This window comes from Flavobacterium frigidarium DSM 17623 (assembly GCF_000425505.1).
Lineage (GTDB): Bacteria > Bacteroidota > Bacteroidia > Flavobacteriales > Flavobacteriaceae > Flavobacterium > Flavobacterium frigidarium.
The window spans coordinates 14121-38226 of sequence record NZ_AUDO01000013.1 but is presented as its reverse complement, the minus strand read 5'-3'; the positions used below and the strand labels follow the sequence as shown (position 1 = coordinate 38226).

23 protein-coding genes are annotated in these 24106 nt (G+C 34.5%); 12 read left to right on the top strand and 11 right to left on the bottom strand.

Annotation, left to right across the window (positions count from 1 at the left end; all coding sequences use genetic code 11):
* Positions 1 to 65: 65 nt before the first annotated feature.
* Positions 66 to 1016, top strand: a complete 951-nt coding sequence (locus H603_RS0109480; RefSeq protein ID WP_026708372.1) for an L-threonine 3-dehydrogenase — start codon at positions 66 to 68, stop codon at positions 1014 to 1016.
* A 240-nt stretch (positions 1017 to 1256) separates the two neighbouring features.
* Here H603_RS0109480 and H603_RS0109475 read toward each other — a convergent pair whose 3' ends face one another.
* From H603_RS0109475 to H603_RS0109445, 7 genes are all read right to left on the bottom strand, one after another.
* Positions 1257 to 2510, bottom strand: coding sequence for an NAD(P)/FAD-dependent oxidoreductase (locus H603_RS0109475; protein WP_035675813.1), 1254 nt, complete (start codon positions 2508 to 2510; stop codon positions 1257 to 1259).
* Between the two features lie 125 nt (positions 2511 to 2635).
* Positions 2636 to 3037, bottom strand: a complete 402-nt coding sequence (locus H603_RS0109470) for a hypothetical protein (protein WP_026708370.1) — start codon at positions 3035 to 3037, stop codon at positions 2636 to 2638.
* Positions 3038 to 3065: 28 nt separating this feature from the next.
* Complete coding sequence (locus H603_RS0109465; RefSeq protein ID WP_026708369.1) at positions 3066 to 4937, bottom strand: M1 family metallopeptidase; 1872 nt, start codon at positions 4935 to 4937, stop codon at positions 3066 to 3068.
* A gap of 64 nt (positions 4938 to 5001) precedes the next feature.
* Entirely contained in the window at positions 5002 to 6627 is a 1626-nt protein-coding gene (locus H603_RS0109460) for a S8 family peptidase (protein WP_026708368.1), read from the bottom strand.
* 73 nt (positions 6628 to 6700) lie between these two features.
* On the bottom strand, positions 6701 to 7561 hold the full coding sequence (locus H603_RS0109455) for an MBL fold metallo-hydrolase (protein WP_026708367.1): 861 nt from the start codon (positions 7559 to 7561) through the stop codon (positions 6701 to 6703).
* A 148-nt stretch (positions 7562 to 7709) separates the two neighbouring features.
* On the bottom strand, positions 7710 to 8780 hold the full coding sequence (locus H603_RS0109450; protein WP_026708366.1) for a M48 family metallopeptidase: 1071 nt from the start codon (positions 8778 to 8780) through the stop codon (positions 7710 to 7712).
* A 3-nt stretch (positions 8781 to 8783) separates the two neighbouring features.
* The gene (locus tag H603_RS0109445; RefSeq protein WP_026708365.1) at positions 8784 to 9743 is read right to left on the bottom strand and encodes a YjgN family protein; all 960 of its coding nucleotides are present in this window, start codon (positions 9741 to 9743) and stop codon (positions 8784 to 8786) included.
* A gap of 273 nt (positions 9744 to 10016) precedes the next feature.
* On the opposite strand from H603_RS0109445, the gene H603_RS0109440 reads away from it, so the two are divergent.
* The 5 genes from H603_RS0109440 (at position 10017) to sufD (ending at position 14609) form a co-directional block, all read left to right on the top strand.
* On the top strand, positions 10017 to 10346 hold the full coding sequence (locus H603_RS0109440; RefSeq protein ID WP_026708364.1) for a HesB/IscA family protein: 330 nt from the start codon (positions 10017 to 10019) through the stop codon (positions 10344 to 10346).
* A 134-nt stretch (positions 10347 to 10480) separates the two neighbouring features.
* Positions 10481 to 11929 carry a Fe-S cluster assembly protein SufB gene (gene sufB / locus H603_RS0109435; RefSeq protein ID WP_026708363.1) on the top strand — a complete coding sequence of 483 codons (1449 nt, stop codon included), beginning with the start codon at positions 10481 to 10483 and terminating at the stop codon, positions 11927 to 11929.
* A 93-nt stretch (positions 11930 to 12022) separates the two neighbouring features.
* Positions 12023 to 12412: a four helix bundle protein gene (locus H603_RS0109430; RefSeq protein ID WP_026708362.1), complete on the top strand. Its 390-nt coding sequence runs from the start codon at positions 12023 to 12025 to the stop codon at positions 12410 to 12412.
* A 43-nt stretch (positions 12413 to 12455) separates the two neighbouring features.
* Positions 12456 to 13208: a Fe-S cluster assembly ATPase SufC gene (gene sufC, locus H603_RS0109425; protein ID WP_026708361.1), complete on the top strand. Its 753-nt coding sequence runs from the start codon at positions 12456 to 12458 to the stop codon at positions 13206 to 13208.
* A gap of 84 nt (positions 13209 to 13292) precedes the next feature.
* Positions 13293 to 14609, top strand: a complete 1317-nt coding sequence (gene sufD / locus H603_RS0109420; protein WP_026708360.1) for a Fe-S cluster assembly protein SufD — start codon at positions 13293 to 13295, stop codon at positions 14607 to 14609.
* 322 nt (positions 14610 to 14931) lie between these two features.
* Here sufD and H603_RS0109415 read toward each other — a convergent pair whose 3' ends face one another.
* Positions 14932 to 16278: a serine hydrolase domain-containing protein gene (locus tag H603_RS0109415; protein WP_026708359.1), complete on the bottom strand. Its 1347-nt coding sequence runs from the start codon at positions 16276 to 16278 to the stop codon at positions 14932 to 14934.
* A gap of 179 nt (positions 16279 to 16457) precedes the next feature.
* Here H603_RS0109415 and H603_RS0109410 point away from each other — a divergent pair, with 179 nt between their 5' ends.
* The 6 genes from H603_RS0109410 (at position 16458) to H603_RS0109385 (ending at position 20798) form a co-directional block, all read left to right on the top strand.
* The gene (locus H603_RS0109410; protein ID WP_026708358.1) at positions 16458 to 17672 is read left to right on the top strand and encodes an aminotransferase class V-fold PLP-dependent enzyme; all 1215 of its coding nucleotides are present in this window, start codon (positions 16458 to 16460) and stop codon (positions 17670 to 17672) included.
* Positions 17673 to 17682: 10 nt separating this feature from the next.
* Complete coding sequence (locus tag H603_RS0109405; protein WP_026708357.1) at positions 17683 to 18126, top strand: hypothetical protein; 444 nt, start codon at positions 17683 to 17685, stop codon at positions 18124 to 18126.
* Complete coding sequence (locus tag H603_RS0109400; RefSeq protein WP_026708356.1) at positions 18116 to 18547, top strand: SufE family protein; 432 nt, start codon at positions 18116 to 18118, stop codon at positions 18545 to 18547. The genes H603_RS0109405 and H603_RS0109400 overlap by 11 nt, the downstream gene beginning before the upstream one ends.
* 41 nt (positions 18548 to 18588) lie before the next feature.
* The gene (locus H603_RS0109395; protein WP_026708355.1) at positions 18589 to 18912 is read left to right on the top strand and encodes an SUF system Fe-S cluster assembly protein; all 324 of its coding nucleotides are present in this window, start codon (positions 18589 to 18591) and stop codon (positions 18910 to 18912) included.
* Between the two features lie 78 nt (positions 18913 to 18990).
* Positions 18991 to 19500 (top strand): DUF2480 family protein, encoded by a 510-nt coding sequence (locus H603_RS0109390; protein WP_026708354.1) that lies wholly within the window; start codon positions 18991 to 18993, stop codon positions 19498 to 19500.
* Between the two features lie 446 nt (positions 19501 to 19946).
* On the top strand, positions 19947 to 20798 hold the full coding sequence (locus H603_RS0109385; RefSeq protein WP_026708353.1) for a DUF3078 domain-containing protein: 852 nt from the start codon (positions 19947 to 19949) through the stop codon (positions 20796 to 20798).
* Positions 20799 to 20870: 72 nt separating this feature from the next.
* On the opposite strand, the gene H603_RS16675 is transcribed toward H603_RS0109385, so the two are convergent.
* The 3 genes from H603_RS16675 to H603_RS0109370 form a co-directional block, all read right to left on the bottom strand.
* Entirely contained in the window at positions 20871 to 21443 is a 573-nt protein-coding gene (locus H603_RS16675) for a hypothetical protein (RefSeq protein ID WP_051219258.1), read from the bottom strand.
* A 233-nt stretch (positions 21444 to 21676) separates the two neighbouring features.
* A complete protein-coding gene (locus tag H603_RS0109375) occupies positions 21677 to 23116 on the bottom strand; it encodes an FAD-dependent oxidoreductase (protein WP_026708352.1) in 1440 nt (479 codons plus the stop codon).
* 91 nt (positions 23117 to 23207) lie between these two features.
* Positions 23208 to 24062 carry an SDR family oxidoreductase gene (locus H603_RS0109370; protein ID WP_026708351.1) on the bottom strand — a complete coding sequence of 285 codons (855 nt, stop codon included), beginning with the start codon at positions 24060 to 24062 and terminating at the stop codon, positions 23208 to 23210.
* Between the last annotated feature and the right edge of the window lie 44 nt (positions 24063 to 24106).

Below are 24106 nucleotides of genomic sequence, written 5' to 3'. Positions count from 1 at the left end.
ACCTTTAAAGTCGCTTATTAATTATTTACGAAAACGTTACCTTTGCTTTTTAAATTCTATTGATTATGAGTACAAAGATATTAATTATTGGGGCATGCGGTCAAATTGGTACTGAGTTAACCCACTCTCTTAGAGAAATACACGGAACGGAAAATGTTATAGCTTCAGACATTCGCAAGCTGAATATCGACGTTGTAAATTCGGGTCCATTTGAAGTAATCAACGCTTTAGACTTTAATCAAATAGAACATTTAGTTGAAGTGCACCAAATTACAGATGTGTATTTAATGGCTGCTTTACTTTCGGCTACGGCTGAAAAAAATCCTGCTTTTGCTTGGGATTTAAATATGAATTCTCTTTTTCACGTTTTGAATTTGGCGAAAGCCGGAAAAATCAAAAAGATATTCTGGCCTTCAAGTATTGCTGTTTTTGGACCTACAACTCCTAAAGAAAATACACAACAATATACCATCATGGAGCCTTCTACCGTTTACGGAATTAGTAAACAAGCGGGAGAAAGATGGTGTGAGTATTACCATAACATCTTTGGTGTTGACGTGAGAAGCATCCGTTATCCTGGGTTAATTAGTTGGTCGTCTCCTCCTGGTGGTGGAACAACTGATTATGCTGTTGATATTTACCACAAAGCACTTGCTGATCAATCGTATGAATGTTTCCTTTCGTCAGAGACAAAAATGCCTATGATGTATATGGATGATGCGATTGCAGCAACTATAAAAATCATGCAAGCACCTGCTGATCAAATTAAAATTCACTCGTCATATAACTTGGCTGCGATGAGCTTTACACCAACAGAAATTGCTGCCGAAATTAAAAAACACATTCCTGAGTTTGAGATTACATACAAACCTGACTTCCGTCAAAAAATTGCTGATAGCTGGCCTGCAAGTATAGACGACAGCAACGCTAGAGCTGACTGGGGATGGAAACATAAATTTGATCTAGAAAGCATGACCGTTGATATGTTGAAAAACTTAAGTACTATAAACGAATAGTTTAATCTCGATTTTTAGGAGCAGCTACTTTTGTACTTTACAAGATGTCTGCTCCCGTCATTCGCTATATTCCCAATAATAAAAACTACGGCTTGAAATACGCCTTGTTTTTCTAAATTGGGAGATGCCGCTGCTACCGGGGCTATTATACAACGTTTAGTATTTCTAATAAATAAAAAAACAGAAGAGTCTTAATATTCAAGTCTCTTCTGTTTTTTTATGTCTATTTTTTTTTGAACGTTACTTCTTACTACTCTCTTCAGCAATAATTGACGCCACTACTCTTCCTGATTTCATAGCCGCATTTATAGAACCATTCATTAAGTGATCACCACAGCAATATAAATTGTCATTTAGTTTAACGTCTGCAATAGTAATGGTGTCTTTTAATTCTTTTAATTTGGGCAAGGCATATTCAATCTTGTAGGTTTTAATATGTTGCCATTGTGTTAATTGCTGCCCAAACCAAGGCTGCAATTCGGTTTTAATTTTATGTGTCAATTCCTGATCACTTAAATCAAAAATACCATTACAAGAAACAGATACGAGTACTTTGCCCTTAGGAGCATATTGACTACTTACATTAGACATTACTGTTAGGTTATTTACAATCTCCTTTGTATTTAATGCATTCAAAATTACCACTGCTTTTTTTGACGGTGCTTCTTTAGCTTCAAAATACACATTAGTGACAGAGCGGTGTGCAAGTGTAACTTCTGGTTTATACTTAGCTATAAAAGAATTTGCTTCAGTAGCGATTAGAATAGTATCTGAAATAATTTTTTCACCACTCTCTGTGATTATAGTATTTCCTTCAATCGAAGTTACCTTAGTATTATATCGTACGCTATTATCAGGTAAGTGTTTAAGAAGCTGTTTTGGGATTTCCTCCATTCCTAATGCGGGAACAGCAGCGTCTCCATCAGAAAACATTTTCATTACAAAATCAAACATTCTGTTAGGAGTAGTCAAGTTGTCTTCGAGAAATATCCCTGAGAAAAAGGGCTTGTAAAACCTATTAATCATTTTTTGACTAAAGCCATATCCTCGCAACTGTTCGTGACTAGATTGTTGCTTCTGTTCAAAGATAGTTTCAATAGATTTACTGAGTAACTTTTGTTTTAGAAAAAAAGTATTGACTTTATCTTTTAAAGATCCCACTGGTGCAAAAACTGTCGCTAACAAAGCAGAGGGTCTTCTAAAAGGATCGGCAATTTCAAACTTTCCTTCCTCGTATAATACGGTCGCCCCGGGCAAAAATCGCTTTAGATTCAAACTCTCATAGTCTAATAGCTCCTTAGCTTCGGGATACGATGTTAATAAAACCTGAAAACCTCTATCTAGTAAAAATCCGTTGACAGTATCTGTTTTAATGCGTCCGCCAGCGCGATCAGTTGCTTCAATTATTTTAACAGCAAAGCCTTTACGGTGTAAATGAATGGCTGCAGTCAATCCAGAGATTCCGGCACCTATGATGGTAATAGTAGGTTTCATATCGTTTATTTAAATTCGATTATTACAAATTTAGCGATTCCTTGACTTGGATGCAACAAGCCAACAAATATCCTTGAACAAATAAAAAAGGGTTACAAAAACAGTGTTTTTGTAACCCTTTAAATTTAAACTTTAATTCCGTTCTTTTTAAAAATCTGCTCTACTTTCTTTCGATCAGCTTCTGTTTTTACATCTAGTAGATCCCTTGTTTTTCCTTTTTCGAGAACAATAAAATATTTTTTTCTTCCTGAAAATACACGTTCTCCAAGTCCTTGAATTTGATAACCAGGAATTTTTTCAAGACCCGATTTTTTAACAGTGAAATTATATAAAAATAATGCAGCTACTATCCCTAAAACAATCCACAAAGCACTTACATAAGTAAAATTCATTGAATTTAAATCGTAGACATTCACTACTGAATTGATTAATGTAACAATCATTAAAAACTTCATCAAGAACAAATGACTTTTAAGTCCGTCCTTAACATTGATTGTTTTATCCTGTTCATTATATGTTATATTCATGGTCAAAAGGGATCAGTAATCTGTATTATTATTTTTTGTACACGTTGTTATCTTGTTTTACATCAGCCATCAATCCACTAGGATCAATTGTGATCTTTTTGATTGTTCCTTTAGCTTTAGCAATGGTAAAATCATAAGTAGAAGCAGCCCAAGTCCAATCGTTTAATACCGTTCTGGTAATCGCAGGATTTGGATTTTCTTTTTCGAAATTCATCATGCGTAAAGGAACATAAAAACTTTCTTTACTACCGTCAGCGTATTCAACTAATAAGTCAATAGGCATTGGCATTCTACCAATTCTTTCTAAACTTACTGTTGTTTGATCTCCATTTTCTGTTACTTCTTTTATAGCATAATCGATGGTGTTTGTAGTCTCAGTCCAATCCATTAAATACCAGTCTAAATTTGCACCAGAAACACGCTCAGCCGATCTTTTAATATCGTTAGGCGTAGGGTGTTTGAATTTAAAGTCATGGTAATATCTTTTGATTGTTTCCGCTAATTTATCATCTCCAATTACATAACGCAATTGTGATAAAAACAAACTTCCTTTTACATAAGATGAAATGCTGTACGGTCTATTTTCATCATAACGATCTCCATGAGTTGATTGTGCTTGCTCTTTTCCAGAGTTCACTAAGCTGTAATAAGCTCTATAATTTCCTTCAAAAGGATTTTCGACTTTTTTATTAGATAATTCATTAACTGCTAGGTCTTGAATATAAGTGGTAAAACCTTCGTCCATCCATGGATGCTTAGATTCATTTGAAGCTAATACGTGCTGGAACCAAGAGTGTCCTAATTCATGCACCGCTGTACCATAGATTCCTTGTAACGTCCCATTACCTAACATTAAAGTACACATGGCGTACTCCATACCACCATCTCCACCTTGAATAAACGAATATTGTTTATAAGGATAGTCTCCGATATTTTTATTGTAAAAATCCATTACCTCTACCATCATAGGTTGTAATTGTTTCCAGTTTTCAACCGTTTTTGGATAGTTCTTGTAAAGGAAATGCAAGTCTACATCATTAGGTCCTTTTACAACATCATGAATATAGTCTTTATCTGCAGCCCAAGTAAAATCATGTACCATAGGAGCTACAAAATGCCACGCTAACATTTTATTTTTTTTAGGTGCTTTTACAGTAACTCCTGTATCTTCATAACCATGACCTATCTCGTTTTGATTTTGCAAATATCCTGAACCACCTAATGTATACGCTGAATCAATGTTAATTGTCACATCAAAATTACCCCATACACCGTGAAATTCTCTTGCGATATACGGATCAGCATGCCAACCTTCAAAATCAAATTCGGCCAACTTTGGATACCATTGAGACATTGATAACGCTACCCCTTCAGAGTTATTTCTTCCTGAGCGACGTATTTGTACTGGTACTTGACCGTTAAAATCAAGAGTGAACGTTGATTTTGTGTTGGGTAAAATTGGCTTAGCCAAAGTTACTTCAAGAATTGTTCCTGCCACTTTTGTTACTGCTGTAGCGCCATCTTGCTTGAAGTTTGCAATTTTAAGATACCCTATTTCATCTGGCTTCAAACTTTCGATACGGCTTACTTTTACATCTTGTCCATCGACCTTAGTTTTGGTTACCATTCTACCATCAGGATCTTTAATGCTATGCAATCTTGCATCCATCTCACTACCCGGTTGAAAAGCGTTGTTGAATAAATGGTAATATACTTTTTTAAGTGTATCGCTAGAGTTATTGCTATACACTAATTCTTGTGTTCCTTGGTATTGATAGTTTTTTACATCCATCGTTACCTCCATCTTATAGTCGGCATTTTGCTGCCAATACTTAGAACTTTGAGCAGAAAGCGATGCTGCGCTCACTGTAAGAAATGAAATTAGTAGAAATTTTTTCATCTATTTATAAAATAAAAAATGGAAGAACTTGACGCCCTTCCATTTGATTAATACTTGTTAAGGATTATTTTTTTGACATTTTCTCTGCCATTAATAGCGCATTGTAAGCATTTACTATTTTCCCTGATTGAGACAATGTTGTAAATGAACGACTGTCCTTAGGGTTACCACCTACAACTACATTTGTTGTAATAGCTACACCAGAATCCATTAAAATGTGTTTTACTTGTGATGCCGTTAAAGCAGGATAGTACGAACGAATTAAAGCAGCAACTCCAGCAACATTAGGCGACGCCATTGATGTTCCTTGTAAGTATCTATAAGTATTATTAGGTGTTGTAGCATAAATTTTTACTCCAGGTGCAAAAACGTCAACATTTAATTTACCATAGTTTGAAAAACTAGCTACTACCTTAGTACCATACTCAAAATTTAACGCTCCAATAGTAATCATATTATCTGCAAATTCTGTTTTCTTATCTTTAGAATCGTTAGGATAATTGTTGTAAGTATCAATGTCTTTTGCATCGTTTCCTGCCGCGTGAACAATTAGTACATCTTTTTCCTCAGCATATTTAATAGCATCATAAACCCATTGTGCATGAGGAGAAAAGCTTTTTCCAAAACTTCCGTTGATTACTTTAGCACCATTATCTACAGCATAACGAATTCCTAATGCAATATCTTTATCATACTCATCTCCATCAGGAACGGCACGAACAGTTAAAATTTGAACATTATTAGCAACACCGTCACCTCCTAAATTGTTGTAACGTGATTGTGCAACAATACCAGCAACGTGAGTCCCGTGAAGAATTTCTTCTTTATCTGGTCCCATCACATTATTGTTACCGTATTTATTGTCTGAGAAATCATCTGGATTATCACCTAATACTTTACGATAATTTTGTTTTAAATTGTCTCCGTTAAGCAAAGTAGTCATCCCTTCAAGATCTCCTGAAATTGCTTTTTTCAAATCTACAACGGGTAGACCAAAAGAAAGCATTCTCATCATCATTCCTTTTGCTTCTAAAATAGTTGAATCTGTAGATTCGATTGCTTTAACTTCGTCAACAGTATAAGTGTCTTTTCCTAAATGCTTAGCAATGATTTTATCTGCAGCAGTTGTTGCAGTAAGCATTCCGCTTAATCTTTCTTGATTTACTTTTGCCTCAGCGATTTTATCATCATTTAGTTTTTTAGCTTCTTGATACGTTACATCATCAACTAAAGTTTTGTTTTTGATAATTCTTTCGTACTCTAAATTTTCCTTAGTAATATCTCCTAGAAAATTCCAACCGTGAATATCATCAACATAACCGTTTTTGTCATCGTCGATTCCGTTTCCAGCGATCTCTTTAGTATTTGTCCAAAGCACGTTTTTTAAATCCTCATGCTCGATATCTACTCCAGAGTCAACGATTCCCACAATAACAGGAACGCCTTTTTTATCTTTCAATAATTCTGCATACGCTCTATCAACGCTCATTCCTGGAATAGTATCATTTACAATATCTAGGTGACTCCAGCGCTGTAGTTGATTTTCTGTCAATGCAGTCGTTTTTTTAACGTTCATTGGTGCAGTAATCATTGGTAATGTAGGCAAAGAAACTGTTTGCTTTTGAGCTCCACATCCTGCCAATACAATGGCTGCAAATGCAGAAATACAAATAGGTTTAATGGTATTCATGTATAAAAATTTAATTTAGTTTAATTATTTGTCTAAAATAATTTAATTTGTTACAATAAAGAAACGATTAACACTAACTTAAGATATCCTCACAATTATAAACATCCTTTAAACGCACCCCTTTTTCAGTGTGTTGCACGGTTATGATTTGGTTATGCGCATCGTGCTCTAGAAATAAATAATGGTTATTATCTGCGGCAGCATTCAAGAATTTTGTCTTCTCAGGCATTGTTAACAAAGGCCTTGTATCGTAGCCCATTACATAAGGAATGGGAATATGTCCGGCTGTAGCCAATAAATCTGCGCAAAAAACAATCGTTTTATCTTTGTACTGAATGTGCGGGATCATTTGCTTCTCGGTGTGACCATCGGCAAAGAAGATTCCAAAACCTAGTTCAGACTGTTCTAGAAAATCACCATCAGGTCGCTTTATAAAATTAAGTTGTCCGCTCTCTTGCATTGGCAGAATATTCTCTGACAAAAAAGACGCCTTTTCTCTCGGGTTTGGCTTTGTTGCCCATTCCCAGTGACTTTCATTAGACCAGAACTTAGCGTTTTTAAAAGCCGGTTCGTATCCTGTTTTGTCACTATTCCACTGCACACATCCACCACAATGATCAAAATGCAAATGCGTCATGAAAACATCGGTTACATCGTCTCGGTGAAAACCATATTTGGCCAATGATGCATCCATAGAATGAGAACCCCATAGGGAGTAATATCCAAAAAACTTTTCAGACTGCTTGTCTCCCATTCCGGTATCAATTAAAATTAATCGGTTACCATCTTCAATAAGCAAGCAACGTGCAGCGATATCAATTAAATTATTGGCATCAGCAGGATTGGTTTTATTCCAAATGGTTTTAGGCACTACACCAAACATCGCTCCTCCATCAAGTTTAAAGTTTCCGGTTTCTACAGGATATAATTTCATTGTTTGTTTTTTAGAGACATTAATAACCAAATATAACAGATTCTAACGGAATGACCTTTTTTTTAACTTTTATTAGCCACAAAAAAAAAGTCACAATAACCCGCTATTACACTAGAAATTGTGACTTTGATATTTCGATAAAAAGTTATTACTGTTTCATTTTTAAAAACAACTTTTTTAATTTTGCATTTTCTTGAATAGTGTAGTTCTTGTTAATATTGCGTGCGTTAATGTACTTCATGCGCTCTTTAGTAATAGGGTGCGAACTCAAAAATTGAGGTATCGACATAGATCCATTAGATTCTAATCTTTTAAAAAGATTTGACATTCCTTTAGGATCTACTTTGTTTTGAGTCACAATTTGAAATCCTTTTAAATCAGCTTCTTCTTCAAATTTTCTCGAAAAAGAAAGCGATTGTAAGCTATTAACATTATCACCAATGATAGCCATTACTCCATTTGCATCCCCTAAAATAGCAGAGATAAAAATGTATCCAGAGAGGTTTCGGCATAGCATTTTCATCGAATGTCTTTCGTTCACATGCACTGACTCATGACCTAATAATGCCACCAATTCGTCATAATTTTTCATTTTATTTACAATTCCAGAATAGACTACAATAGTTCCATTAGGCAAGGCAAATGCATTAACAACATCTTCATTGACATAGATAAAATGCAATGGTTTTGTATTGTTAAGCTGCAACTCTTTCGCGAAAGCGTTAAGGGACTTTGTCTTATCAGAATCTACCTCTGAGAATAGCAAACTCTGCTCTACAAAAGTACTACCCAGCTTATCATCATAACTTTCAGGAATTATAGCCACTGACTTTTCTCCAAACCATGGAATCACATAGATATAGGTCAAACCAATTAACGCAAATATTATCAGCGCTAAAACCATGTGCATTTTAAAACCATAGTTGATTAATTGTTCGTACCAATTCTCGTGACCATTTTCTTTTCTAAAAACCTTGATGTGATTGATAAAAGCAACGTCTACAATTTTGATAATTTCAATTGCATCCTCTCCTTGAAATTGAATTTGAAAACCACCATCATAAGTCTCAAAAATGACATCTTTGATAAACCATTCATTCTTAGAAATAGCAGCAGTTTCAAATGTAAAACTATGCCTATTTTTATTCAAACGAATAGTTATATTTTGAGGTACAGATGATTTCCCATCATATAAAATAGCTTCGGCTTGGTGATTCATAAATTATACTATAAAATCAAGATCTAGAAAATCACTAATATCATCGCCTGTCGCATCTTTAAAGTTAGCTTCCGTTTGATGTAGCGTGTCTAAGTCAATGTTACCTTCTAACTCGATGTGATCACACATAAATTTAATAGTGCGTGTAACCATCCATGCATAGCCAAGGCCTAGTGTACAAATAAGCAATAGAAAATTTGTTATAAACAATCCCGCAAAATCAACACCTGTAGCCGTAGATGAAAAGCCAATTTGCTTGTCATCTTTATGCATACTTAAATGGTCTACATAATAATTAAAAATGTCTTTTTGCCACCAAAACATATATATTCCAAGTGTGAATAAACTCAAGAAATAGCCTTTAATATTCATTATAAAATAATCGCCTCCGTCACCTTCATAATCTAATCTTGCATCTCCAAAACGGATATTACTAATAATATAATTTCTAAGATTAATGATCATCCACGGTCCATAAATTCCTAGAGTTATAACCGTAAAAAAGATCCATTTAAAAAACAAACCAATGAACTCCTTTCGGTCACCGCGATACCCAAAACGAATTCCTCTCCATGAGGTGCGTGATGTGCGGTAACGGTAAGAACCATGAATTGCGATAGGCATAATGGCAATTAAACCTGCATAAAAAAACAATAGTCCTACGATGGGCATATTTAGATAGATGAAAATACCAAAAATAACTCCAAAACAAATAAACAATAGTATCGCCTTAATAAAGCCTTTAAACATCTCTTTTCCTGTTCCATGAAATGCAAAAGCATCTTCGTTCAAAGTCGTTTGTCCAAAAAGAAATTGTAATGTCTTGGCTTTTGCCCAAGGATAATAAAGACCTAGAGTAACGATAGTTAAAAGCCAGTTAACAATTATAATCCCGAAAAAGTCTCCTCCTTTTCCTTTAAAATCAAGATTATAAGTCATTTTCTTTGTTAAAAAATCTTCCATAAACGGTTAAAATTAATGTTGGTTAAAAATTTGTAAGTTAAAAACCGTTAAAAATATGTTATTTATTTGAAAGAGTTACGATAAGTCCTCTCTATTTTACAATAAGTTATAAAAATGTTATCCGTTATGGAAAAAGGTTTTTATATAGTATCTTTGCAGTTAATTTAGACAAAATCAACATAGCATAAAATCGCATCGCTTTAATTAGCTGATTTTTAAAGAGCTGGTTTTATTTTTCTAAGTTGTAATGCATTAATAATAAACAACAAAAACATGATAAAAGTTTCTGACACTGCAAAGAAGAAAATTATCGACTTAATGAAAGACGATGGTTTTGATGCTGCAACAGACTATGTAAGAGTTGGTGTAAAAAGCGGAGGATGCTCTGGATTATCGTATGATTTAAAATTTGACGATAAAAAAGGTGACGATGATAAAATATTCGTAGACAACGACATCACTATTGCAGTAGAGAAAAAATCTTTTTTATACTTAGCTGGGACCATATTAGAATTCTCAGGAGGTTTGAACGGAAAAGGATTTGTTTTTAACAATCCTAACGCAACAAGAACTTGCGGATGCGGAGAGAGTTTCTCTTTATAGTCAAAAAAAATAATGCACTCATCTCGCAAGATTTGAGTGCTATTTATAAAAAAGACTACAACTTTAAAAGACAATTATAATAAAGATTAGCATTCATTTTTTGAACTACTATATCTTTAAATCTATAAATAAGAATGAGCAAATACACAGAAGACGACTTAAAAATCGAACTCGAAAACAAAGAATACGAGTATGGCTTTTACACCGAATTAGAATCGGACACTTTCCCTATTGGGTTAAACGAAGATATCGTTCGTGCCATTTCACTTAGAAAAGAAGAACCACAATGGATGACCGATTGGCGTATTGAGGCATTTCGTGCTTGGCAAGAAATGACAGAGCCTGAATGGGCAAACGTACATTATGCTAAACCTGATTTTCAAGCGATTTCTTACTATTCGGCACCAAAAGCAGTTGACCCTAATAAAACATTAGACGATGTAGATCCTGAACTTTTAGAAATGTATAAAAAGTTAGGTATCTCTGTTGATGAGCAAAAAATGATGAACAATGTAGCCATGGATATCGTAGTTGACTCGGTTTCTGTAGCAACAACATTCAAGAAAACATTAGGAGAAAAAGGAATTATATTCATGAGTATTTCTGAGGCTATTAAAGAGCATCCAGAATTAGTTCGTAAGTATTTAGGAACTGTAGTACCTCAAAAAGATAATTTTTATGCAGCTTTAAATTCAGCTGTTTTCTCTGATGGATCTTTCTGTTATATCCCAAAAGGTGTGCGTTGCCCAATGGAACTTTCTACTTATTTCCGTATCAATCAAGCAGGAACTGGACAGTTTGAAAGAACATTACTAGTTGCTGATGCAGGAAGTTATGTAAGTTACCTTGAAGGATGTACAGCACCAAGCCGTGACGAGAATCAATTACACGCTGCAGTTGTAGAGTTAATTGCTCTTGATGACGCCGAAATTAAATACTCAACTGTTCAAAACTGGTTCCCAGGAAACAAAGAAGGAAAAGGTGGGGTTTATAATTTTGTTACTAAACGAGGACTTTGCGAAACCAATGCAAAAATCTCTTGGACACAAGTAGAAACAGGTTCAGCAGTGACGTGGAAATACCCTTCTTGTATCTTAAAAGGAGATAACTCAGTAGGAGAATTTTATTCGATTGCAGTAACTAATAATTACCAACAAGCAGATACTGGAACAAAAATGATCCATTTAGGTAAAAACACTAAATCGACCATTATTTCTAAAGGAATCTCAGCGGGTAAATCACAAAACAGCTATAGAGGTTTAGTACAAATAAGTCCGCGTGCTGAAAATGCGCGTAACTTTTCACAATGTGACTCTTTATTAATGGGTAACAATTGTGGTGCACACACCTTCCCATATATCGAAAGTAAAAACCCATCTGCCAAAATTGAACACGAAGCGACGACTAGTAAAATTGGTGAAGACCAAGTTTTCTATTGCAATCAACGTGGAATCCCAACAGAAAAAGCAATCGCTTTAATCGTAAATGGTTTTAGTAAAGACGTTCTTAACAAACTACCAATGGAATTTGCTGTAGAAGCTCAAAAATTATTGGAAATATCGCTTGAGGGAAGTGTTGGTTAAAAATTAGTTTAAAGTTTAAGGTTTAAAGTTGTGCAACCGGAAACGATTTTCAACTATAAACAAAGAAAACCTTGTAACTTTAAACAAAAATAAATGGCTACAATTACACGTTTTGAAGATTTAGAAATTTGGAAAGAAGCCAGAAGACTCGCTAAAGAAATCCACTTGATAACTGTAGAAACAGATTTGAAGAGGGATTTCAGATTTAGAGATCAAATTAAAGCATCATCTGGTTCTGTAATGGATAATATTGCCGAAGGATTTGAAAGAAATGGAAATTTAGAATTTAGACAGTTTTTGTCTATTGCTAAAGGCTCATCAGGAGAAACAAGATCGCAATTATACCGCGTACTAGATTACAATTATATCGACGTTGTTAAGTTTGAAATTTTAAAAACTGACTTCGAAAATTTAAGTGGAAAAATAAATAATTTTATATCATATTTAAACAAGAAAGATTTTAAAGGAACCAAGTTTCAGTAAACACAGAAACTTTAAACTTTAAACTTTAAACAACTAAAAAAGGATGTTAAGCATAAAAAATTTACACGCTTCAATAGGCGACAAAGAAATATTAAAAGGAATTAATCTTGAAGTTAAAGCAGGAGAAATTCACGCGATAATGGGACCAAACGGTGCTGGAAAAAGTACCCTGGCGTCTATCATTGCAGGAAACGAAAACTACGAAGTAACAGAAGGAGAAATCTCATTAGAAGGAGAAGATCTTGCTGAACTAGCTCCAGATGAGAGAGCACACAAAGGCGTTTTCCTTTCGTTTCAATATCCAGTAGAAATCCCAGGAGTTTCAGTTACCAACTTCATGAGAACTGCCATCAATGAAACGCGTAAGGCAAATGGTCAAGACGAAATGCCAGCTAACGAAATGTTGAAATTAATTCGTGAGAAATCTGAATTATTAGAAATTGACCGTAAGTTTTTATCTCGTTCTCTTAACGAAGGATTCTCAGGTGGAGAAAAGAAACGTAATGAAATTTTCCAAATGGCAATGCTAGAGCCAAAAATTGCTATTCTTGATGAAACTGATTCTGGATTAGATATCGATGCATTGCGTATCGTAGCAAACGGAGTTAACAAATTGAAAAGTGACAAAAACGCAATTGTAGTAATTACACACTACCAACGTTTATTAGATTATATCGTACCTGATTTCGTTCACGTATTATTCAATGGTAAAATTGTAAAATCAGGCGGAAAAGAACTAGCACATGAGCTAGAAGAAAAAGGATACGACTGGATAAAACAAGAGCAGGAAGCATAATTTTTGTTTGAAGTTTAAAGCTTAAAGTTACCACCATATAACTTTAAACTTTTAAACCTTAAACTTTAAACAAACTATAATAAAATGGATTTAAAAGAAAAATTAGTATCGTCTTTTATGGCTTTTGAAGAGCGCGTTGATGTGCATTCTGAGCTTCATGATGTACGTACAGCAGCATTAAAGAATTTTGAAAACAAAGGGTTTCCAACTAGAAAAGAAGAAGCTTGGAAATATACTTCGCTTAATGCTATCTTAAAAAATGATTTTACCGTTTTTCCAAAACAGGAAAGTACCGTACAATATTCTGATGTAAAGAAATATTTTTTACATGAAGTAGATAGTTATAAAGTGGTGTTTATTGATGGTGTATTTAGCTCACACTTATCATCAACAACACATGAAGCAATTGATGTTTGCTTGATGTCATCTACTTTGACTAAGCCAAAATACAAAACGATAATTGAAAAATACTTCAACCAAATCGCTAATAAAGAAGAGAGCTTAACCTCTTTGAATACAGCATTTGCAAATGAAGGAGCTTATATCAATATTCCTAAAAGTAAGGTCGCTGACAAGCCTATCGAAATCATGTATTTCTCTACAGGTAATGAAGCAGCATTAATGGTGCAACCTCGTAATTTAGTGATTGTTCATGAAAATGCACAAGTCCAAATTATTGAGCGTCACCAAAGCTTGAACGAAAATCCAGTTTTAACCAATTCGGTTACTGAAATTTTTGCTGAAAAACATGCTGTAGTAGATTTCTACAAAATTCAAAACGACAACGCCACTGCCAATTTAATTGACAATACTTACGTTTCGCAACAGCAAGAAAGCAGTGTAGCAGTAAATACATTCTGTTTTGGTGGAAACTTAACACGTAACAATTTGAACTTTTACCACTTTGGCGAGCGCATTGTAAGTTACTTGAACGGGATCACAATCATTGGTGAAAAACAACACGTAGACCACTATACACTAGTGCAACACGCGACGCCAAACTGCGAAAGTCACCAAGATTATAAAGGAATCTTTTCTGACCGCGCAACAGGAGTTTTTAACGGAAAAATATTTGTTGAAAGAGAAGCGCAAAAAACTAACGCATTCCAAAAAAGTAATAATATTCTTTTAAGCGACAAAGCAACAATCAATGCAAAACCGCAATTAGAGATTTTTGCCGATGATGTAAAATGTTCGCATGGTTGTACTATTGGTCAATTAGATGAAACAGCGATGTTCTACATGCAACAACGTGGTATTCCTCAAAAAGAAGCCAAAGCATTGTTGATGTACGCTTTTACAAACAACGTAATTGAAAGCATTAAAATACCAGAATTGAAACAACGCATCACTAAACTTATTGCAAGTAAATTAGGTGTGAAAATGGGATTTGATTTGTAATCAAAAGGTACATTATAAAATAAGGGCGCAAGGTTTGTAGTAAACTTTGTGCCCTTTCTCTTTTTAGACCTATCTTGAAACACTATTGCTATTTAGGAGCTATTCCCGCTATTCGTTACAATCTTTTATTGTTTTAAGAAAAACATTAAAAGGATTTTCACTGCTATCGGGGCTAGTTTAGTAAGGATTTCTAAGAATATATTTCAGTTCATCTATAAGCTTTTTGTATCCCCATATGGAACCGTTTGGTGCAGAGACGCTTTCAGCGTGACAAACGAGGAGGAATAGTTTTGTAAACTATCTAGGAGCTAAAGAATAAACATTACTTTTTAAAACTCCCAAGAATCTCTTTCAACATTCCGTTTACATTAAACTTAGCATCTTCGGTCAAACCCATTCTTACAATTACTAAATCCATTGACGGAATAATAAATACTTTTTGTCCTTGAAAACCATTCGCAGAGTACAAATCTTTAGGAGCGTCAGGATAACGCCCGCCAGCATTCAACCAAAAGTGAGCTCCATAATCTCCATTTGAACCAGCAGTGGGAGTCGCTACATATTTGGCCCAACTCTGATCAAATAATTGTTCGCCATTCCAGTTTCCTTTATTTAAGTACAGTAGTCCAAATTTTCCCCAATCCCGTGTTGTTGCCCATGCATAAGAGGATCCTATATAATTTCCAGCCATATCGGTTTCTACAATCATAGAATGCATTCCTATTTTATCAATTAGTGCCGAGTACCAGAAATCTAAATATTCTTGGTGGGTTTTGAATTGATTTCTCAAAATATAAGACAACAAATTTGTTGTTCCTGACGAGTAATTCCAATGTGTATTGGGTTTATAAGCTACTTCCTTTTCGAGCTGAATGCGTCCCATGTTGCGTGATAAAAACAGCATTTTTGTAGCGTCGCTAATAGCTGTGTAATCTTCACTCCACGCTAAACCTGAGTTCATGTGCAGTAAATCGCTAGTAGTGATAATTTTACGATCATCATTTTTCCATTCAACAATTGGTGCTGGTGTATTGATATTGTATTTCCCTTGATGTTGTAGAATACCAAAAATGGTAGCCGTAATACTTTTGGTCATAGACCAGCCCAGAATTTTACTGTTTTTGTTAAATCCGTCATCATATTTTTCAGCGACAATCTTATTTTTATAAAGTACTAGAACTGATCTCGTTCTCTTATTTATAATTCCTTTCTTATCAAAAGCATTGGCTACAGCCGCATTTAATTTGTTGTAATCTATAGTCGAGAACACCGTGTCTTTGTGATCTAGATCGCCGTATGGATAGGCTAGCTTATTCGAAACCTTATTTCGTTTAGGTATCTCATACGCTTTATTCACATCAAACTCATCGTCGATCAAAGTAGCTCCTAGACCTTCGCGGTAAATAGCTTTGCGTTCTTTCAAACCATATACTGATGCCTTCGCAAATTTCCCCGCCTCGTTTATTTTATTTGTAGCTAAATCTATAAGCTTGATGTCATTGTCCCCTTTTTCAATCATCTCTTGTGAACGTCCATCAATAAAATGTCCCGAAGCAATACTCTTAGCTGCAAAGCCAGAAATTAAATCTAGTTTAGGGTAGGATGTAAAAACAACATAAAAAATACTAAGAAGTAAAGCAATACCAATAAATCTGAAAATTTTTTTCATGAACTATTATTTTAATGCAATGTATTAAAAAACAATCTACTGACATAAATAAAATTAGCAATTACTTTTATGAAAAATTATTTCACATCAGCGTTAAGAATCTATTAAAAACTTGGATATCATAATTTCATAGTGGTTTATATTTAGTACTTTTGTATTTAGATTTTTTCTAAATAATTATGCTAGACATCCAAAAAATAAGAGCCGATTTCCCTATTCTTTCTGAGAAAGTAAATGGAAAAACATTAGTGTATTTCGATAACGGAGCTACCTCTCAAAAGCCTCAAGTTGTAATAGATGCAATTTCTAAATATTATCAGGAAATCAATGCAAATATTCACCGTGGCGTTCATACTTTGAGCCAGCTAGCAACTGATGCATACGAAATATCGCGTGGTAAAATACAGAATCATATTAACGCTAAGTTTTCTCATGAGGTGCTTTTTACTTCGGGGACAACATTTGGTATCAATCTCGTTGCAAACGGATTTACTTCTCTATTAAAGGAGGGTGACGAAGTGATCGTTTCGGCATTAGAGCACCATAGCAATATCGTTCCATGGCAAATGTTATGTGAGCGAACAAGGGCCGTTCTTAAAGTCATTCCTATGAATGAAAAAGGCGAGCTAATAATGGAAGAGTATGATAAGTTATTATCTGATCGAACAAAGATTGTAACGGTAAATCATATTTCGAATGCATTGGGAACCGTAAATCCTATAAAGGAAATCATTTCAAAAGCACATGCAGTAGGCGCAGCCGTTTTAATAGATGGAGCTCAAGCAGTACCGCATCTTAGACCTGATGTACAAGCATTAGATTGTGACTTTTATGTGTTTTCTGGACATAAAATGTGTGGCCCTACGGGAGTAGGAATTTTGTATGGTAAGGAAGATTGGTTGAATAAATTACCACCCTATCAAGGTGGTGGTGATATGATCAAAGAGGTGACTTTCGAAAAAACAACTTATGCGGGTCTACCCTTTAAATTTGAAGCAGGAACTCCCAATATTGCAGGAGGAATTGTGTTAGGAACCGCCATCGATTATATGAACGAAATAGGTTTTGAAAACATTCAAGCACAAGAATTAGAATTGCTTGAGTACGGAACCAAAAGATTACTAGAGATTGAGGGATTAAACATTGTAGGAACTGCAGAAAATAAAACCTCTGTGATTTCATTTAATATCAAGGGCATTCATCCTTACGATATTGGTACGATAGTTGACAAATTAGGAATTGCTGTTCGTACAGGTCACCATTGCGCTCAGCCTATTATGAATCACTTTAACATTCCTGGTACGATACGTGCATCGTTTGCATTTTATAATACCAAGGAAGAGATTGACGCCATGATTGAAGCTATTAAAAAAGCGGTAATGATGCTGTCTTAATTTATACAATATGAAACTAATTTCCCTATTAATACTAACCTTGTTTGTGGGCAAAGGATGTGACAGTAAAACTGATCAAGACATCAATACTGCTGTGATTGAATATGTTGCAAATACAAGAGGATTTTACCAAAAAATAGTAATTGAAGAGCAGTTTGTATCGATTACAGAAGATAGAACAGGAAACGAAAAAACTAAGCCTGAAAAAATTTCAGATGAAGATTGGAAAACACTCATTTCGCTTTTTGAAGAAGTGGATTTAGAGGAGATCAAAGATTTAAAATCTCCTACTGAGAAACGATTTTATGATGGTGCTGCTATTGCAAATTTGCAAATAACATATAAAGGTGTCACTTATAAATCTCCCAGTTTTGATCACGGTTTTCCGCCGTACGAAATTAAAAAATTAGTAAATAAAATTAACTCATTTTCAAAACAAGACGATGAATATTAAAGAAATACAAGACGAGATAGTAGACGAATTTTCAATGTTTGATGATTGGATGCAGCGTTACGAATACATCATTGACCTAGGCAAAAATTTACCTCTTATTAAAGACGAATTCAAAACGGAAGACAACATAATCAAAGGATGTCAGTCAAAAGTGTGGCTACAAGGAGAACAAAACGATGATAGAGTTGTTTTTACTGCAGATAGTGATGCCATTTTAACTAAAGGAATTATCGCAATATTGATTCGTACTTTTTCAAATCAAAAAGCTGCCGATATAATCGCCGCTGATATGGGTTTCATAGATGAGATTGGATTAAAAGAGCATTTGTCTGCAACTAGAGCAAACGGATTAGTTTCAATGATTAAAAATATCAAAATGTATGCATTAGCATTTAACGCAAAAAATGATGCTACTTTATAAGCCCTTTTAAAGCTTATATTCTAAAATAAAAAATAAGAAAAATGACTGAAGAAATAGACACAAACCAATTAGGTGAAGCGATCGTAAAAAAATTAAAGACAATTTACGACCCTGAGATTCCTGTAGATATATACGAATTAGGCTTAATCTATGATGTTATGGTAAATACAGATTATGAAGTAAAAATCTTAATGACACTTACTTCTCCTAACTGTCCCGTTGCTGAAAGTTTACCTAAGGAAGTAGAAGATAAAGTAAGATCTATCGAGCACGTAAAAGATGCCGAAGTAGAAATCACTTTTGACCCACCATGGAGTAAAGACTTAATGAGTGAAGAAGCAAAACTAGAACTAGGAATGCTTTAAAAAAGTTTCAAGTTTGAGATGTCAAGTTATACGTGCAAAACTTTAAACCTGAAACTTTAAACTTTAAACATAAAAGAGATGGAAGAAATAATAAATAAAGTAGCTAGTAGTACTCTTGAGGTTTTTGATCTTGAAGATTATTATCCAAAGGGTGTACGTACACAAATCGATATTTCACAATGGCTTTTAGAGGGTTTTCTATTAAAGGAAAAAGACTTTAGAGAACATTTAAAAAATCACGATTGGACTCAATATCAAGATCAGCTTGTAGCTATACATTGCAGCACTGATGCTATTGTTCCTGCATGGGCTTCAATATTAGTCACCATACAATTAGCACCATTTGCATCAAAGATTGTAAATGGTACTATAGAAGATCTTGACGCAGCATTATACGAAGGTCTTCTAGCAAATGTTGATTATAGCGTTTATAAAAATAAGGCTGTAATTATTAAAGGTTGTTCTAAAAAACCAGTTCCTATGCGTGCTTATGTTATTGCTGCAAGCAATTTACAAACATATGCAAGGAGTATTATGTACGGCGAGGCATGTTCTGCAGTGCCACTTTACAAAGCTCCAAAGCTGTAATCAAAGTAATATATCCTAGCGCAAATTATAATATTCAAGCAATTGCTTCACTATTATAATTTGCGCTATTTTTATTCAGTACCATATCCATTATACTCTTAAAATGGTTATTTAACGATTATTTATACAGTTAGTCTAAAAATTAATTAACTTTTTATTAACTTTTGAATTGAGTGTAATTTCAGTCTTCTTTCATTAATTCTTACAGCAACAACATAGCATCTTTTGCACAAGTTTATTTTTATAAATAACTGTACGTCAAGTTTTTAAATTCTGGGAATGAAATTTTAATTTAAAATCGAGTACTTAATTTAAGTTGTCATTTTTAAATAAATTACTGTATGTAAAATACTATTATAAATTAAATAACTATCTGTAAAACAGTATTATACAAAATACTTCACTTTAATATATTTAATTACATTTGTGTTTTTAAAACAAACACTATGAAAAAATCATTAGCAACACTCCTATTTGTTTTCACAATATTTGTGAGTAATGCACAAGAAGAAGCTGTAAAGGATTCAACAAAATTATGGACCAAGAAAGGTAATATTTCCTTGTTATTCAATCAATCATCTTACAACAAGCAATGGCTGGGTGGAGGAACCTCAAACATTGCAGGAAACTTTGGTTTGAATTACGATTTCAATTATAAGAAAGAGGATATCGTTTGGGACAATAAGTTTATACTTGCTTATGGTTTGAGTAAAATTAAAGGCGACCAACAAACAGCAAAAACAGATGACAGACTTGAATTGAACTCATTATGGGGAAAGAAAGCGTCAGGCAACTGGTACTATTCTGCGTACTTTAATTTTAAGAGTCAATTAGACACTGGTTTAGACAAAGATGGTACACGCATTTCACACTTTTTCTCACCGGCTTATTTTCAAGTGGGTCCAGGTATGTTATGGAAAAAGAATGACAATTTAAGCGTAAATTTTGCTCCAGCTGCCGCAAAAGCAATATTTGTTCACAGTCACTTTACTGAGCTTGGATCTTCTTTTGGTGTATTACAAGGGGATACCTCACGTTTTGAATTTGGAGCAAGTATTTCTGCTTATTACAAATTTGTGGTGATGAGCAATGTTTCTATCGAAAACAGACTGAATTTGTATTCGAATTATCTTGATAATCCACAAAATGTTGATATCGATTACCAAATGAATGTGGTCATGAAAATCAACAAATATTTATCTGCTAACGTAGCATTGCAAGCAATTTATGATGACAACGCTATTAAAGGAGTACAAGTAAAAGAACTATTTGGTATTGGAGTAAACTACGGTTTCTAATCCCAGTATTTATCAAAAAGTCCGCTTTGAAAATGATTTCAAAGCGGACTTTTTTTTTGATTTATGGCAAGCTTATTTCTTTGTTAAAGTATATGTTGTATTGGTTGTATTTTCTTTCTCGTTGACCTCAATCTCGTAGGTGATTTCAGCATCTAGCGCTAGTTCATCATTGATTCCTTCCATAAATCCTAGCAGAGTAGGAAGTTCGATTTGATCTTCAATTTTTAATTCTTTCAATATTTTCAAGTAACGGTCAACTCCTTCAAGTTTTAAGACTGTTTTCTCAGGAGTAAATTCACTAATAGTGAAAACGTATTCTGGATTTGAAGTGTAGATAGCCGTGATTGTCGTTAATGCAAATGCTTTGGTATCATAAGGAAAGTCAGGCATTTTATCTCTACATTGAATCGCCTTCATTTTTCCTAAATCATAAAATATTTTCTTCGAAATGCGATTAGTTGCTTCTTTGCCAAATTCGGTCGAAATATGTTTTAGCGATAAGCCATAGAATGCAGCTGTTACATTTGACAAACCTAAAGTCAAATCATTAACGGTATTGGGGACAAAATATTTTTGGCACTGCTCTTTGATTTTTTCTGTAAGGTAGTGGTCTTGTTCTCTTATGTTTGTAGGGTAGATTTTCATAATTTAATTTTATGCCTGAACTTTATTAGATTGTGTACGATTAAAAATGTGGTGTAAGAGAAAGTTCAGCGATTGTATTATCACTCTAAATTAAGCATAAATTTCGAAAAAAAATTACAGTGAAGACTTAGCAGTAAAGACTTTATACTATATTTAACGTTGGCGAAGTTTAGATAGTAATCAGATGTTTGTTTGTGCAGGATTTACTTTTGAAAATTATTTTTTTATTAGTCCTATGAACGGCTGCCACGAGGCGCATCACTTTCCCGTAGCACATCATTTGAGTGTAAAAACTGTGCGGCGGCTGCAGAATCCTTGACCTTAACAGCTGATCGCAATAGCATGTCCCGCTCATATTCTTTTAAAATAGTTTCTCTTATTTCGGCTCTTTCCCAAAGATTGGGTTGGTTACAAACTTTGTAAATAGTATTTGCTAACGACAAGGCATCTAGCAATGCTTGATTAGCACCTTGACCCTTGAAAGGACTCATAGGATGGGCTGCATCGCCTATTAAGGTGCAATTCCCAAGGCTTTTTAAATCCTCCTCTATTAGAATTTTGCGATCATATACTGGATATCCTGAAATTTTATACTCTGGAGTAGCTGCGATAATTTCTGGAATGGGACTGTGCCAGTTGGTTCGCTTAATTGCTTCTGCTTTCAAGCCATTGGGACCTTTTGAACTTAATGCGATCGCAGCCTGCTCAGTCATTGGAAAACTAAGTTGCCACATTACCGTGTTTTGGTCATACGGCATCACGTAAATACGTTCGTTACCGTTTGCCGTTTGGAAAACTGTAGCAGAATCCAATAGCGGACTTTCAATATTATCTAATGCCGCTAACGGACAGATACCTAAAATAACGATGCAATCTAAATACCGTAAAGGGGTGTATTGATCCCCTATGATTTTTTTTCGAACAATACTTCGAATACCATCAGCACCTACTACAAGATCTGCATGGGTCTTTTTAATTTGGTCCTCAAAATTAAATTCTAATGAAATGCCTTCTTTTGACTCGGTAAAATCCAGCAATTGATGTCCCCAAGATACTTTGTCGTCGTCGCCTAATTGTTCTAATAAAGCTTGGCGCAAAGATTGCCTCGCAATATGAATATTTGTTCGCTTTGATGAATAATCATCTTCTGCGGCAATCCATTTTCTATTTCCCCAGCTTCCTATAATTTCACCATTCGTTTTGTGAACAATGTGTTTAGTCGAAATTACCCCATCTTTTAATGACGCTATTCCTAAACCTTTAACAGCTTTTGTCGCTTGCTGTAATGTAAGGCCGTATCCTTGAGATCGTGCTTCAAAGTTCTGATCTCGTTCATACAAAGTAAATGGAATATTTCGATGCAAACATGCTATTGCTAGTGCCACTCCACCTATACCGGCACCAATAATAGCAACATGAGGAAACTTTGCAACATCTGCAATAGGTTTATCTTGGCACTCCACTATACCAGAACCGTTGCAACTCAAGCAAACATATAAATGAGCTTTAGGTAAAATAGGTTCACTATCACTTCTACCTGAACGCTCATACTGTCGTAAAGCATTTTGGTGATTTTTGCGCACATTTTTACTAAGGCCTTTGCTTTTTTTGCCACGACCTTGGCATTGCGTACATACAATGAAATTTGTTCTTATGGTTTCTTCTTGGTTCAAAAATGGATCTAATTAAAAGTCGTGCAAAGATAGAACTTTAGAAAGTGACGACTTATAAAATTGGATAGAAAGAAAATGATTGGCAATGTATTTAATTGTTCTTATCGAGAAAATCTTTAATCATTTGTAAAGGTAATTTATGACTTCTAGAAGCTGCTATGACAAAATCAGATAGTATATTAGTAGCTCCATTTCTAATTCCCTCATAAATACCTGCGATAATATTTCCCAGAAAATCTCCCAAAGCAGCTTGACGCTCCTCTTTATAAGCTGCAATAGATGTGCTTACATATATGAGGTTAGTATCGTACACTTGATTAATGTATTCAGCTAACTGTGTTTGTGTGATAGGCTCACCTACCAAATTGTATGTTTGTCCATTGTGTGTGTCTTCTAGCAACATCTTTGAATAAGCATAACTTAACTCTTCCCGACTTGTATATGCACACTTACCCTGATCAGCACTATTTTTTATCATCCCTTCCTGTATGTACGTTGGGATATATTCTAAGTCCGGCTCGATATAAATTCCGTTTCTATCAATCACCCATTCCATTCCTGAGTCTTTAATATCCAGTTCAGTCTGGCGATTGCTATTTACAATAGGACTAAATGATGTTCCATGCTCATCACCTATAATACTTGTATAGACAATCTTTTTTACACCATTTTGATTAGCAGCAGCAATCACATTTTGATGCTGCACGATTCTATTTTCAGGTACATCCATACCCGATAGTAGCATCACCTTATCTATTCCTTTAAGTGCTTTGTTAAAATCTTCTCGGTTGTTATAATCTCCCTTTCTTACCTCAACTCCAAAATATGTGGCTTTTTCAGGAGTGCGTGCGATAGCCACAATATTTGCCGCACCTATCTCTTTTATTAATGATTTTACGATAGCAGAACCTAAGTTCCCACTCGCTGATGTTACTGCAATTTTCATGAAGTTAAGATTTAAAGTTTTTGAAATGCGTATAGTGAATTATT

Bases quoted from the DNA above. Each gene is read 5' to 3' on its own strand.
- H603_RS0109480 (WP_026708372.1), top strand. From the start codon at position 66: ATGAGTACAAAGATATTAATTATTGGGGCATGCGGTCAAATTGGTACT.
- H603_RS0109475 (WP_035675813.1), bottom strand. From the start codon at position 2,510: ATGAAACCTACTATTACCATCATAGGTGCCGGAATCTCTGGATTGACT.
- H603_RS0109470 (WP_026708370.1), bottom strand. From the start codon at position 3,037: ATGAATATAACATATAATGAACAGGATAAAACAATCAATGTTAAGGAC.
- H603_RS0109465 (WP_026708369.1), bottom strand. From the start codon at position 4,937: ATGAAAAAATTTCTACTAATTTCATTTCTTACAGTGAGCGCAGCATCG.
- H603_RS0109460 (WP_026708368.1), bottom strand. From the start codon at position 6,627: ATGAATACCATTAAACCTATTTGTATTTCTGCATTTGCAGCCATTGTA.
- H603_RS0109455 (WP_026708367.1), bottom strand. From the start codon at position 7,561: ATGAAATTATATCCTGTAGAAACCGGAAACTTTAAACTTGATGGAGGA.
- H603_RS0109450 (WP_026708366.1), bottom strand. From the start codon at position 8,780: ATGAATCACCAAGCCGAAGCTATTTTATATGATGGGAAATCATCTGTA.
- H603_RS0109445 (WP_026708365.1), bottom strand. From the start codon at position 9,743: ATGGAAGATTTTTTAACAAAGAAAATGACTTATAATCTTGATTTTAAA.
- H603_RS0109440 (WP_026708364.1), top strand. From the start codon at position 10,017: ATGATAAAAGTTTCTGACACTGCAAAGAAGAAAATTATCGACTTAATG.
- sufB (WP_026708363.1), top strand. From the start codon at position 10,481: ATGAGCAAATACACAGAAGACGACTTAAAAATCGAACTCGAAAACAAA.
- H603_RS0109430 (WP_026708362.1), top strand. From the start codon at position 12,023: ATGGCTACAATTACACGTTTTGAAGATTTAGAAATTTGGAAAGAAGCC.
- sufC (WP_026708361.1), top strand. From the start codon at position 12,456: ATGTTAAGCATAAAAAATTTACACGCTTCAATAGGCGACAAAGAAATA.
- sufD (WP_026708360.1), top strand. From the start codon at position 13,293: ATGGATTTAAAAGAAAAATTAGTATCGTCTTTTATGGCTTTTGAAGAG.
- H603_RS0109415 (WP_026708359.1), bottom strand. From the start codon at position 16,278: ATGAAAAAAATTTTCAGATTTATTGGTATTGCTTTACTTCTTAGTATT.
- H603_RS0109410 (WP_026708358.1), top strand. From the start codon at position 16,458: ATGCTAGACATCCAAAAAATAAGAGCCGATTTCCCTATTCTTTCTGAG.
- H603_RS0109405 (WP_026708357.1), top strand. From the start codon at position 17,683: ATGAAACTAATTTCCCTATTAATACTAACCTTGTTTGTGGGCAAAGGA.
- H603_RS0109400 (WP_026708356.1), top strand. From the start codon at position 18,116: ATGAATATTAAAGAAATACAAGACGAGATAGTAGACGAATTTTCAATG.
- H603_RS0109395 (WP_026708355.1), top strand. From the start codon at position 18,589: ATGACTGAAGAAATAGACACAAACCAATTAGGTGAAGCGATCGTAAAA.
- H603_RS0109390 (WP_026708354.1), top strand. From the start codon at position 18,991: ATGGAAGAAATAATAAATAAAGTAGCTAGTAGTACTCTTGAGGTTTTT.
- H603_RS0109385 (WP_026708353.1), top strand. From the start codon at position 19,947: ATGAAAAAATCATTAGCAACACTCCTATTTGTTTTCACAATATTTGTG.
- H603_RS16675 (WP_051219258.1), bottom strand. From the start codon at position 21,443: ATGAAAATCTACCCTACAAACATAAGAGAACAAGACCACTACCTTACA.
- H603_RS0109370 (WP_026708351.1), bottom strand. From the start codon at position 24,062: ATGAAAATTGCAGTAACATCAGCGAGTGGGAACTTAGGTTCTGCTATC.